The organism is Puniceicoccales bacterium (assembly GCA_031255005.1).
Lineage (GTDB): Bacteria > Verrucomicrobiota > Verrucomicrobiia > Opitutales > LL51 > JAIRTH01.
In genome coordinates, this window is the sequence record JAIRTH010000014.1 from 21,414 (window position 1) to 34,825 (window position 13,412).

Here is a 13,412-nt window from a genome sequence, read left to right on the forward strand (position 1 = left end):
TTTTTAACATATATCCTTGAGCACCGCCGGGTCAGCACCTATGGTACCAAATGCCAAGGTATCCTTTGTATCCTTGGATAGCCTATGGATGGTTGAAGTTGTTTCTTCTATCAATTTGGCCAAGCCCATTGAGTCCAGAATCGGGCTATGCTGATGAGAGGCACAGAATGATAGCATGTAATTGAGGCACTTTTTATAGCGATTTAAAGTCACTTCTCTGTAAGCCCGAAGCCGATCAATATACCAATCACTATCCAAAATATTTTCATTGGAAAACATGTCCCTGAATTCCGGAGAAGCCATGGTCATTCCCTCATAATCTCCTTTGGCCATTATATATAACAGAGCTTTTATCGGTGGACAGGCCTTTGCTATGGAACCATCTTCGAAGAATATATTTGCGGCTCGCTGATGGGCATTGACTATATTTTCCATGCTGTCGGCAAAAATATCCATATCCTGGAGCTCTGGTTTTAATATTTCTTCGGAAAACACCGTATCAGGACTCGAAAGTATTCGACCGAAAAATGTCGATACGAATTTCTTTGTTATGCGATAGCCCAATCTGCTGCAGGCAATGGTCTTTCCGTTATATACTATATCGTTACATTTTTCAAAAAATCCATTCTCGATGAGGTATTTAGGATTCCTTTCTGCCGAAGTCATCCGACATACTATTTCCGGGATCAAATAGGATATGTCATGGCCAATTTTCACGTTGGGACCGACACAGCCTGCCGATGATATGAACCCACCATAGCCGGTGACGAGAAAACTGACCAAAGTATTATTGAGATCTATGATTGTGCTTAGACAGTTGAAAGGACCTTTGGTCATAACTCCTTCCAGTCCGGCACCGGTGGTTGACGGTGATTTGCCAGTCATATTCGAAGCAAATTCCATAAAAAGTTCTGGTAGCTCAAGATAGTGAAGTGGATTATGAACGCATAGAGGTTTTATTCCATTCTCCGGAGGGTTATTTCGGCGTCCAGCTACCACCACATCCACAGAATGATAGATATGCTGGTTGGCAGTAAGTTTATTGGCCAAACGCAACCCCATGGCCATCATATGCATGGTTCTTGGATTTAGAAGATCTTCCCTATTTTGGAGATACCTTGGATTTGTACTGAATTTACCATCTGGCATCTTTCTCAATTTCGATGGACATACCACATACTTTGGCGATTTTTCGTCATTCAAAAATTTCTGCAAAAATTTCTGCATAGGCTCGGTATATTTGGAAAATCCGATGTTATCCTTTATCATATCAGCTACCTCGGATTTAGTAAGTGGATGATAGTTACACAAAAAAGTATCTGGCATCGTCATATCCAATTCGGCACCATGGTCATAGCCAGGAATGATTGCATCATCGGGCCTTTGATATAGCCTAAATTCGCAATTTTCGACAAATTTTACAGATTCAAATGGCTTACTTAATCCATTAAGCCTGCGAGTGGGTACCACGGCCGTAGCCGTTATGTCGTCTTCCATTTGGATCTTTTTAGCTGGGTAGAAATCGTGGCGCAGTGTAAATGTTCTCCAGTGTTTATCGTTCACCAATCCAATCCTAAGATAATGTGAAACCAATTTATTATTAAGGTACTTTAGTTCGTTGCCATTGGCACCATTTATCAAATCCACAGAAAAATATTTTCTCCAATCACTTCCCCAGGCATCGCGATAATGGACCTTTAGAACATACAGCAAATCCTTTAAATGAGGAGAAATCGTTCTTAGCCATGCATTATGCTCATCGGAATGCTCTTTATTTTGGGTAAACATTTTGATGACAGACCCCAGGGATCTCTTCCTATCTAAAATGTGCAAATCCATCTTTCCATTGATTTTATATCTATTGCTATAGTCATGGTTAATGATATCATCCACTACATCGCAATCCTTATCAAAGTCCACGCTGACAACGCTTCCGAGCAATATATTATCGGAGATAGATTTAGAAATCTCTGACTTGCCTCCGCCGGACACCGTCGATGGTTTATGGCAAAATACACCATCGCCACGGATACCAATCATCCGCCAGCCGTCGCCATCTTTTGGCTTTAGTAACTTAATTCTATAGCCACAGGGCAACATATAGCTATGACCGGGCACCAAATCTATTACTTTTTCATGGCCATTGATCGACCAAGAAATCTTCTGATCCATCATCAAAAAATGGGCATCTTCGGGCACATATATTATATCGCTGAACATTTTGTCGATGGCATAACCTTCGTCTTTTACTATAACTGCATTGCCATATTCTTTCAAAAAATATTGCATGGTTTGGTCACAATGTTCTATGTAATTCATAGAAAAATCATCACTGAGATCGTAGCTTGCAAAGGCAACGGCACCACCTGAATGCTCTTCTTCGCAGATGCCCATTAAATTTGCCGAATAGCTTATATGGGTTTTTATCTCTTTCTTCCCATAGCCATTGTAGCTGTCGGCAATGATCGAAACCACCACACCGGCATTGGTCCGAGCCATTATTTTAAATGGTTGTCCGTCATGATACAACTCGTCATCTTTTTCCCAGCACATGCCATCACGTATCTGCCTATCAGTGGCTTCTGAAATCCTTGGTAATCCAAGTTCTTTTTTGGTTAATTTGGTGAGGTGCGGAGCAATGATTATACAACCACTGTGCCCTGTCCAGGTATCGGGGCTAAAAGCCACATCATTTTCGGCAAGAAACGGACACCCTGCACTACCAAAAATGCTTTCCACCATATCTAAAAAATTCACCAATGAGCCCGGAGTAAAAAATCTTATTTCCATCCGCATTTCATTGCAATAACTTGGAATCTTTGGACATACTATGGGCTTTAGATAACCTGATACAAAGGAGTAAGCTTTTGTCTTTTTAGTGGAAGTGAATGGCACTTCCAGCAGCGGCTCTGGCGGATTGCATGCATGTTTAAGCATCCGACAAAAGGCCAATTTTGGAACAGCTAATTTATCAGCAGGAACTTCTGGACCACCTTCCACCACATGAAACACACCCTTTGTGGTCCGTCGATCTATTTTTGGATTATGCAATATGCCCTGGCAGACTCGATAGGAAGATATGTATTCCGAGTGAAATTCATCAGCATCCGGCGGCAATGAAAGTACCCGAGAAACACCATGGCGATCGGTGGTAATGGTGGAATATGGAAGCCAAGTATGCTTTTCTTCCGGCGGAAGTTCTTTTAAAAATTCATCTAAAAATGCTATAATTCGCCTATCAGCAGGACAATAGGCACCATCCTGTCGCAGTCGCAATTCATTGACCATTGACAATAGAGGCACAGCCATTTTTGTAATTGAATGGCTTTCATCATTGTCAAAATATGGCTGCCCCATTGACATAAGCATAAGATTTACATATTCTAAAAGAGTTTTATCTTCAAGGATTTGTATTTTTTTATTTTGATTTATACCCAAAGAGTTAACTAGATTCATAGACAAAAAATTCCATAACTAAAATATTAAATTTAATGAAACTATCAATTAGAAACACACGGCTCGGTGTAATTTTATGAAAACGAACAGCTCATTAATCACCTTTGACCTGGAGATTCTACAAAATAACGGAGCCATTATAGGGATGGATGAAGCCGGTCGTGGCCCCTTGGCTGGACCTGTCTTCGCCGCTGCAGTGCGACTTGATGCAGACTTTTATAGAAATCGAAATAATTTTTCCTGGCTTGGCGAAATAAATGATTCCAAAAAAATTAGTCCTAAAAAAAGAGAATGGCTATTTAGTAAACTAGTTGAAGTTGGAAGCATTGGATCTCTATCCATGACCATTTGTAGCGCCGATGTTGGCGAAATCGAACAGCTTAACATATTCGGAGCTACCATAGTTGCCATGCATCGTTGCTTAGAAAATCTAGCCAGCCATGGTACACCAGTCATTGTGGATGGAAATTTTTTAAAAACTCTCAAATTCAACCACATCGGTATTCCGAAGGGAGATGGCAAAAGTCTGGTCATTGCCATGGCATCCATAGCGGCTAAGGTATCTCGCGATAGATATATGGAAAACCTTGACCTATTATACCCCAGCTACGGATTCGCCAGGCATAAAGGCTACGGAACTAGCCAACATATCGCCGCCATAAAAACCCATGGCTTAATGGCCGAACATAGATCTTTGTTTGTAAGGAAAATATTATAGATCCGCCGGTTCGACAAGCAATTGGGATTCTAGTCCAGGGAATTTTTCAGAAAATATCTGAGAGACGGGTGTAGTACGCAAAAGATGACTAACCATCCCCATTTTGGCATCTAAATTATCAACCAACGACACAAATATTGCCTCCGGCGTGGATGGCATGACCACTGCTCCATATTCAAGCCTTCCTTGATGACTAAGTATTATATGTTCAAGGCGATCAAGTATCTCTGGCTCAAGTTCATTTTTAAGTGAAAATCGTCGGACCAATTGATAGCCCAGCACCACATGGCCATGCAAAAGGCCGATCTTTGTGCGCTCAACTGCCACATCTCCAATGTACTCAGGAACTTTGCCCACATCATGAAGGATCATTCCAGCCAAAGCCAAATCCATCGGTACATTTTGGTAAAATTTCAGTAAAGCCACACCACTGCGAACCACATGGACTGTATGCTCCAGTAACCCATTTTTATAGGCATGATGCATACTTTTAGCAGCCACACTATTAATAAATTTATCACCCAGTTCATCCAATACTTCTGTGACCGTATTTCGAAGTTTTTCATTGGTAATCATGGCAATATAGTCATTGAGTTCTTTGGCCAATTCCTCCACAGGCTCTTCGGAAATCATCGTCAATCGATGCTTCCAATTTCCATCGATTATCTCCGTTTCGGTTAATTTCCTTGCCGAGAGAATATCAGGGCTAAATACGCCATTGTAATGCCGATTCATTCCTTCCAAAAAAATTATTGCACCAGCATTGCATCCACGAAATGAATTGAATATGGCCGAATTTTCAAAACAGGTAAAGCTAAAGCTAGAAGTCTTATCCCCTACTTCTATTTTTAAAAACTCGCTGCCATTTTTTGCGTTCCTGATATCAACTCTTTTCACCACTAAAACTGACTTAAATACTATGGTCTTACCTTCTGGCATGGAACGCAATTCCAAGGCATTCGAATACTTTTCAATCATAGGCGAACCATAACTTGCCCAACGTTCAGCTCAAGAAGTTTTTACAAAACTTTATTCATTCCTAAGCGCAATGGCAGGTTCTATACACATGGCCTTCCAGGCCGGGAACATTCCGGCCAATGTACATATTAATACGGAAAACAGAACTATGATAACAATTTCACCAGCAGAACAGTCCACCGGAAGATGAACAAAATGTGAAAACTTAGACAACATCCAGGAAGAATTGAATATTTTTGCTGTAAAATCGACGATGAAATCCCTATGGCATAGCACAAACCAAGAAAATATGCATCCTAAAAATGTTCCGCTGCATCCTATCAATAGCCCCTGGACAAAAAAGTACAGCGTGACATGGGTTTTGGTCGCTCCCAGAGCCCGAAGCAATCCAATCTCTCGGGTTTTCCTCACCACCGAAGTCATCAAAGTGCTGGAAATTGAAAATGATGCCACCAATAAAATGAACATTAATACGAAAAACATCATGGTTTTTTCCAATCGCAAAACAAACAGCAGATCTTTGTTTAATTCTTTCCAGCTGAATATGTTTATTTCACATGGTAAGCTATTCCTCATCCTCTCCACAAAATCATCAACGGATTCTGAATCTTTCAATTTTATTAGCATGCCATGGATTCCTTCGTCCAATTCGTAGAGATCCTGCATGAAAGACAACGGACATAATATAGAAGCATTATCCACATAGCTAACACCGGTTTCAAAGATACAGCAAACTCTCATCTCCCGAGGTAATCGCATATCTTCGCTGTCAATGCTTGCCACGATTAGAGGAGAATAAATATCCACCGCATCTCCAACCCTTAGACCAAGCGATCTGGCCAATCCAGATCCCATAAAAACTGTTTCCTCACTCAGTTCATCTATTTTCCCTGATTTTACAAACTTTTCTAGAGCCATAACTTGGCATTCTTTTTTTAGATCAATACCTTTTATCATTGGAAAAACAGGCCGATTTCCGTAGAGCAACATGACCACACCGCTGGCATAGGGAGAAACTGACGCCACCGAAGCATCATCCAGGAAAAATTTCTCAAAATTTCCTGGATTCTTCATCAATGAGCTGCATTCCACTCGAACTTCACCTTGGGTATTGACTATGTTATCCTTCGTCTCCCGATTAAAACCATTCATAACACTTTGTACTACAATCAATACAGCCACACCGATGGCCACACCCATTATCGATACCAACGAAAAGAATGAAACGACCTTTCTAAAAGGAAACAAATTCCTAAGAGCTAAATAGAAATACCAAGGCATATCAGTATCCAAATATCCTGATATCCAGCTGATTAGCACGATCTAACACATTTTCCCTGTCAAGGACAATGGTACAATCTGATTCCAATGCAGCATATTTTATGCCAGCTTCTATCATAGAGTCCAGTGTGCGCATCCCGAAAACCGGCACATCAAACCTGAAATCATGGCCAAATTTAGAAGTTTTTACAAATAAAGCATTTCTCACATTGAATTTACCAGCTCTTAGCAACATGGCATCGGTGCCATCGAATTCTTCCACACACAACACGGTACCGTTCTTCACAATGACGCCTTGGCCTATGTCCAATTTAGCTATCTCGCGCGCCATTCTAATACCATAGTTTAGGACCTCATCCTTCAGGTCAAACTTTCCATCGGTCAATTGGCCAACACTTACTATGTCTTCATCCATGAACGAGCGGGCATCTAACACCTTAATGTCATGCTTTTCAATAACTTCGCATACAGAGCCAAAGATGGTTTCGGCATTTCGAACATTTAGTTTTCTCAGTAAAAACAGCGCTCGCCAATCCGGTCTGAGTCCATGGAATAGTTTTTTGGGATGTATCCGCCCAGCCATTATCACATAACCTGCCTTTATGGATTTCAATATCTTAAGTAACCTGCCTAGATTTCCTACATTTATTATGAATTTATCATCTTCACCAAAGGCATTAAGCAATTGCTCATCGGTTTCATCTTCCAATGCTATCAGTTTAACCTTGACACCAGATTTGATCATGCGCTGGGCACATAAAATTGGATAAATTCCACTGCCAGCTAACAGTGCAACGATGTTTGATCCATCAAAATCATAGGGAAGGAAATCCGAATCTAACCTGATACTACTACTTTTTTGAAACATCGTCATAGGAAACACGGGAATGTAACATATTTACCATAATTGAGTAAAGAGCTTTTCTTAGTTCGTTTATCTCTTTCAAAGTCATAGAACAATCATCCAGCTGATGGGAAACCACTTTTTCATCGATAATATTATCCACCAATATTTTCACCGATTGGGGATTTATATTTTTCATCGATCGGCTGGCTGCTTCCAACGAATCTGCCACCATTAATATGGCAGTTTCTTTTGATCTTGGCGTCGGACCATCATACCTGAAAACGGCCTCATCTATGGCTTCAGCCGCCAAGGCCGCAGCCTTTGGATCATCGATCGGGACCAATTCAGATTCACGCTCACTCTGCTGTATCTGCTGCAATGCCTTGTTATAAAAATATCTTATTAGAGATGTGCCATGGTGTTCTCTTATGCCATTGATCACCCGTGGCGGTATACCAGCCCGCTCGGCCATGGCAATACCGTCCCTCACATGGGTTTTTATTATTATTGCACTCACGAAGGGAGTTTTTTCATCATGGGGATTGAACCCTGCCCTTTGATTCTCAGTGAAATATTCAGGTTTTATTATTTTACCAATATCATGATACATGGCAGAAGTCCTGCACAGAAAGGAGTTAGCGTTCATAGCTATGGCAGCCTGCTCGGCAATGTTCGCGACAATTAAGCTATGATGATATGTTCCTGGCGCTAGTATCTGCAAATTTCTCATCAATTCATGGCTATAGTCAGTCAATTCGACAAGTCTTAGATTGGTACAACACTTGAACCATTTTTCAAACAATGGAAGAATCCCCAGTGAAAACATGGTTGTAACAATGCCGGTCATAAGACAGCAAAACACCTGCCACAGACATACAAAATAGGTAATGTCTTTCGTCCAAAAATTCGAAATCGATGAAAATGAGAAGACCATGGCCGACCACATGCCGCCATAGATAACCTGGGATCTCAGTGATGCTCTACGGCAATAGTGAGCTGCAATGAATACAACCAATATGCACATCAACATGAACTCGATGTTCTCGGCAAGCATCATGGTGAAAAGAATAGAAACAAGACCACCAATTACCACTCCCACATAGGTTCGAATGAGCAATGTACAGAGTATTGTACTCAAATAAAATGGATTTATATAGGGCAACATATGTACAAAAACTTCCGAATCCCGGAAATGCTTGACTTCTCCAATCTGAAATATTGCTCTCAGGATTATCAGATTAGTAAACAAAATGGTCAGCATCAATAAAAAATTCTTAGATAAACTCTGTGCACTGCCCGGTGCCATTTTAAGGCACAGAAAGGAAAGTAGTAAAATGATAAACGTCGTTATAAATATCTTTACGGTTGCTGAATTTAACACATACCCAACAGTATTTAAATCGTCGATATTTCTATAATAGGCCATCAATCGTTCGCGCACCGAGCTCTTCACCACTGTTCCGGCCTCCACAATGATATCTCCGGCATGAACTTCTTCTTTTACAGGTTCCACATCCTGTATCATCTTTAGAATTTTTGCATTGGTGGCATCTTCATCATAGGATAAATTTTTAGCTATGCCTTTTTTCATTATTCTAAACAGGGATTGTTTTAGATCAAGAGGCCAGTCCATTGCTGATAGGCGTATTCTGAATAACTTTATGGCATCATCTTCTGATCTAACATGGGATTTCTTGGTATTGCCTTTTATTTCTATATTGAGAATTGGAGCTTCATTGTTTCCAAAAATATCCGAATTACTATAAACGCCATCGGCAAGAACATCTCGCAGGATATGCAAAGCCTCAATTATGGCAGCAGTTCTGGAATTTTCATCAATCGATTTAAGTAATACATCCACATCACCCCAACCCAGGGCCGAATTATATCTATCGTTGAATTTTCTTACAAAATTTCTCAATTCAAACATATAAGCATTACCGATCTTTTCACCTTCAAGATTCTTACTTAGATTATCCAGTTCGTCGTCTAGGGCGAAAACTTCTTTTTCAAATCTGTCATAGTGAATAAAGCTCATGCTATACACCGGAGCCAATTGATTGCGAATCCTATTCTTTTCAATTCTTGTTCTTTCTTCGCTTTCATAGATGAAAGACTTATCAGCAATCACCGTTGCCTTGGCCTTTTGGCCTGGAATGAATTTAATAAAAAGTGAACTACGAAAAGCAAAACATAGCGTTGATATAATAATAGATAGTATTAATATAATCAATAGAACAGGTGCAGTAACCAAAACCGGCGCATTATTGTTATATCTATCCAATAAGCGATGATTTGTTGATTCTTTACAGGTTCTGAGCCTTGACTTTTTGGAAAACCACATAAGTTTCTCAGATAGATACAACCCTAACTGTAGCTGGCTAATCTACAAGCTTATTATAGGCTTAGATAACCCAAATTTATTTTTTAACTCATTTAAAGAGATTTCCACCAGCGTCACATTGCCCCAGGGATCTGTTATATGATTATTGCTAGACAGCAGAGATTTAACTAATTCCATTACATTTTCCATTTCATCATAATTTTTTATATTGATACAGCTACTAGCTAATTTTGCAAACCATTCACGATCCATCACTTCGATTGCTATTTTTCCACTATTGACCTCGGAAATGACATCCAATAGCAATTTTTCTGCCATCATTTCATCAAGCCATGGAGGTATAGCATCTATTCTGCATAGATCTTTTCCAAATTTTTCAATGACAATGCCATAGCGCGAAAATAGATCCATGGCACCATGGATGATTTCATCATCGGTCGTAGGCATTTGCACAACCCTAGGCAATAGAAGACATTGAGGTTCATCATTGATCTGTCTATGTACAAATTTCTCGAAAAATACTCGCCTTGATGCAGCTTTTAGATTTAAAGTCCAGAGGCCATCCGTCGATTCAAAAATAGCGAATTGTCCGAAAACAGTGCCGATAAAAATTAACTCCAGATCCCTATTTATCACAACTTGTTCGACATTTAATGGTTCCAATTCACGGATGTGCGTTTGCCTTGGAGGTAATTGAAAAACGTTACCGGTCCTATCCCACATAAATTTTGCCCTAGGCCCCGGAATGACTTCCAAATTAGAAGCAATGGATTTTTTTGATTGAAACCCGGAGATATCAACCACTGATTTTGACAGTAAAAATGAATCAATGGCTTTATATATGGCTTTCTCTATCAAATCCTTAACTGCTCGTTCATTTTTAAATCTAACTTCCCTTTTCTGTGGATGAACATTCACATCGATGGTATTTTTCGGAAAATTCAGTGATATAAATGCTACTTGGCCCTGCCAATGAGGTATAAATCCGGCATAGGCATCGCGAACAGCTCTATTTACAGTTTGGCTCAGTACCTGTCTTTTATTTACAAAGCAAACAATCTCTGTTTTATTAGCATTTATACATGAAGGATTAAGCAAGGCACCTTCCACCGAAATATTTCCGGAACAATCTGCGAAATCAAACAGCCATTCGGCATAGAATTCGCCGTATAGTTTAGAGGCTCTATGACTCCAACCATCGCAAACCGGAGAACAAAATAGCAATTTTCCGTCTCTATATAGTTCAAATTTCACCTTCCGTTCGGCCAACATAAAAGCTCTCATTACTCTTATTATATGCGCAGTTTCGGTCTCATCGGACTTTAAAAACTGCCTACGGGCCGGCAGACTATGTAACAATCCGGTGACTTCGATAAATGTACCTGAAGTCAACCCACATTCTTTGACATGTTGGATTTTTCCTGCATGGACAAAAATTTCTGTACCGGCTTCACTATTACCATCATTGGTCCGCATTAAAAACTTAGAAACGCTGGCAATTGCCGGAATAGCTTCTCCTCTAAATCCGAACGTATCAATGGTTTGAATATCTTCTACCGAGATTATTTTACTGGTGGCGTGTCTGAGCATTGACAGCTCAGCATCAACTCTGGACATGCCGATGCCATTATCTTCAATGGCTATCAAATTCTTACCTCCGGCGGAAAATCTGACAACAATTTTAGTAGCATTTGCATCTAAACTATTTTCTACTAATTCTTTAATTACAGCAGCAGGTCTCTCTACCACTTCGCCAGCAGCTATCTGGTTGGAAATATATTCCGGCAATATCTTTATTTTCGACATACAGAATTTAATATGAGCCATCGAGCTCAATCACTATGCTTTATCATAACTTCATGAACGACAAGTCAAAAAAAATCATACATTGTTATAAATTTATGGAAAATTTTGCTTTTTTACATTTCTCTAGCTAAGATATGTAAGCCATGGAAATTTTTTTGTATTGCCATTCATTTATATTTAAAGAGAGTTATCATTGACGTGAGTAGCATAGAAATAATAAAGCCTGGTCCTCTGGATATTAGCACTGCGGATGTAATTTTGAATGGCGAAGTTCTTGAGGAAAAGGATGTGGTAGCCAGAGCCCAATGTGGCGATGTGGCTGCCTTTGAAGCTTTGGTGAAGAAATATCGCGAGAGATTGTATTCGGTGGTGTATCATTTATTGTCAAATGCCTCTGATGCAGCGGACTTAACCCAGGATATTTTTATAAAAGCTTTTCGCTCTGTGCATAAATTTAAAGGTCAGTCTGCCTTTTTCACTTGGCTATATAGAATAGCAATTAACATGACCATGTCCCATCTTCGGAAGCATAAAACCAACAGATTCTTGGCTCTAGAACAGTTCGATGAATCTGCATTACCAAAAGATGTGGTCGAAAAAATTACCTTGGAAAATCCGACTGAAAAAAGTGCTTATCTTTTAGAATTACGAAAAGCACTGAACGAATCTCTCCAAAAATTGTCTAATGAACATAGATTGGCTGTTGTGTTGTTTGAAATCGAAGGATTATCCCATGGAGAGATTGCAGAAATAATGGGCTGCTCTCCGGGTACAGTTCGGTCCAGGTTGCACTACGCCAAACTTGAATTACAGGCATATTTAGAGGATTTTATCAAATGAGATTATTTTTTCCATCTAATGATAGGCGATCGAAAGATCAGGATAAAAAGTTGTCGGCTCTATTGCAGATCAAAAAAGCCGAAATACCATCAAGGGATTTCTGGGCCAATTTTGATACCAAACTCCATAGTAAGCTGGTAACCTCGATGGATGAAGGGGTCCCCAAGGCTGCGATTCATTCATTTTTTATGACAAGCAGAAGTGTGGTTTCCTTCATATCCTGCGTTGCTTGTTCGATTGCCATAATAATGGCCTTTGAAATCCAAGATCATCCAAGTAAACGCAGTCAACCAAAAGAGCCGCCTCCGTGTGTAAAGCATTTTGTCAAAAATGAGCTAACTTCCATTACCGGTTGTCACGACTTGGTGGCCTATACATCGGGTAATCATAATACAACTTGTTATGTCAGTAATTCTCTGGGGACAGAATCTTCCTGTTGGCCGAGGCCAAATAACTCATTTTAGTGCATCTACTGGTTTACTATTAATGTTGTCATGAGGTGTGTGTTCTATGCAGTTGCACTAACTACCATCGGCCTACTTTATTGTAATGGTGATACGTCCGATGGTTGTGTCTGCAAAAATTGTGGAACAGCTATCGAATTCTCAGCGATATCTCCATTTTCCTTTGTCAGTGATATTTTTTCAAAGAGAAAAAACTCTGTGGTCAGAATCATTGGCATTCGCATCGATGGCAATGATTCTTCGAATACAAAACCCGATGCCAAGACGGAAACTAAATCCGATGCTTCAAATCGAGAAAAATCCGCTGAGCATAATGGGAAAATTTTGTTCGGCTCTGGTTTTTTCATAGATGATCTTGCTCGTACGGTTACCAGTGCAACCATTGTGGATGCAGCAACCAATATATGGGTGGAATATAATGGCCTATCCTATGCAGCAGAACTTGTTGGGTTGGATCGCGTTACAAACATAGCCATAGTGAGACTTCTCAAAAAACCTGACAATTTTGATTTCATCGACATTATGATTGGAAAACCCAGGGATAGCGTTCAATGTGGTGAATTTTTGGTTTCGGTGGAATGTAAACTTGGGCTGGATCCAGCTCCAAATTTTGGCATAGTCGTCGGAGAAAATTCCAGCTATGAAAATAGTTCATTTCCGGTTAAATTGACCAGAACC

10 protein-coding genes are annotated in these 13,412 nt (G+C 40.0%); 4 read left to right on the forward strand and 6 right to left on the reverse strand.

From position 1 onward, the window contains the following. Nucleotides 1-3: 3 nt before the first annotated feature. Nucleotides 4-3,456, reverse strand: a complete 3,453-nt coding sequence (locus LBH49_01620) for a hypothetical protein (GenBank protein MDR0351327.1) — start codon at nt 3,454-3,456, stop codon at nt 4-6. 76 nt (nt 3,457-3,532) lie between these two features. Between LBH49_01620 and LBH49_01625 the strand changes: the two genes are divergently transcribed. Beyond that, the gene (locus tag LBH49_01625; GenBank protein MDR0351328.1) at nt 3,533-4,174 is read left to right on the forward strand and encodes a ribonuclease HII; all 642 of its coding nucleotides are present in this window, start codon (nt 3,533-3,535) and stop codon (nt 4,172-4,174) included. On the opposite strand, the gene LBH49_01630 is transcribed toward LBH49_01625, so the two are convergent. The 5 genes from LBH49_01630 to mutL are packed head-to-tail and all read right to left on the reverse strand — an operon-like array spanning nt 4,169 to nt 11,430. Beyond that, entirely contained in the window at nt 4,169-5,152 is a 984-nt protein-coding gene (locus LBH49_01630; GenBank protein MDR0351329.1) for an HD domain-containing protein, read from the reverse strand. The two genes, LBH49_01625 and LBH49_01630, sit on opposite strands and share 6 nt — an antisense overlap. Nucleotides 5,153-5,203: 51 nt before the next feature. Continuing rightward, on the reverse strand, nt 5,204-6,433 hold the full coding sequence (locus LBH49_01635) for an ABC transporter permease (protein MDR0351330.1): 1,230 nt from the start codon (nt 6,431-6,433) through the stop codon (nt 5,204-5,206). Between the two features lies 1 nt (nt 6,434). Continuing rightward, complete coding sequence (lpxI, locus tag LBH49_01640; protein ID MDR0351331.1) at nt 6,435-7,301, reverse strand: UDP-2,3-diacylglucosamine diphosphatase LpxI; 867 nt, start codon at nt 7,299-7,301, stop codon at nt 6,435-6,437. After that, complete coding sequence (locus LBH49_01645; GenBank protein MDR0351332.1) at nt 7,285-9,624, reverse strand: HDIG domain-containing protein; 2,340 nt, start codon at nt 9,622-9,624, stop codon at nt 7,285-7,287. The genes lpxI and LBH49_01645 overlap by 17 nt, the downstream gene beginning before the upstream one ends. A 42-nt stretch (nt 9,625-9,666) precedes the next feature. Further along, entirely contained in the window at nt 9,667-11,430 is a 1,764-nt protein-coding gene (gene mutL / locus LBH49_01650) for a DNA mismatch repair endonuclease MutL (protein MDR0351333.1), read from the reverse strand. A 198-nt stretch (nt 11,431-11,628) separates the two neighbouring features. On the opposite strand from mutL, the gene LBH49_01655 reads away from it, so the two are divergent. The 3 genes from LBH49_01655 to LBH49_01665 all read left to right on the forward strand — a co-directional run. Beyond that, entirely contained in the window at nt 11,629-12,270 is a 642-nt protein-coding gene (locus LBH49_01655) for a sigma-70 family RNA polymerase sigma factor (GenBank protein ID MDR0351334.1), read from the forward strand. Continuing rightward, nucleotides 12,267-12,734, forward strand: a complete 468-nt coding sequence (locus tag LBH49_01660) for a hypothetical protein (protein ID MDR0351335.1) — start codon at nt 12,267-12,269, stop codon at nt 12,732-12,734. The genes LBH49_01655 and LBH49_01660 overlap by 4 nt, the downstream gene beginning before the upstream one ends. A 30-nt stretch (nt 12,735-12,764) precedes the next feature. Next, nucleotides 12,765-13,412, forward strand: a 648-nt coding sequence (locus tag LBH49_01665) for a S1C family serine protease (protein MDR0351336.1), incomplete at its 3' end; no start/stop codon positions are given.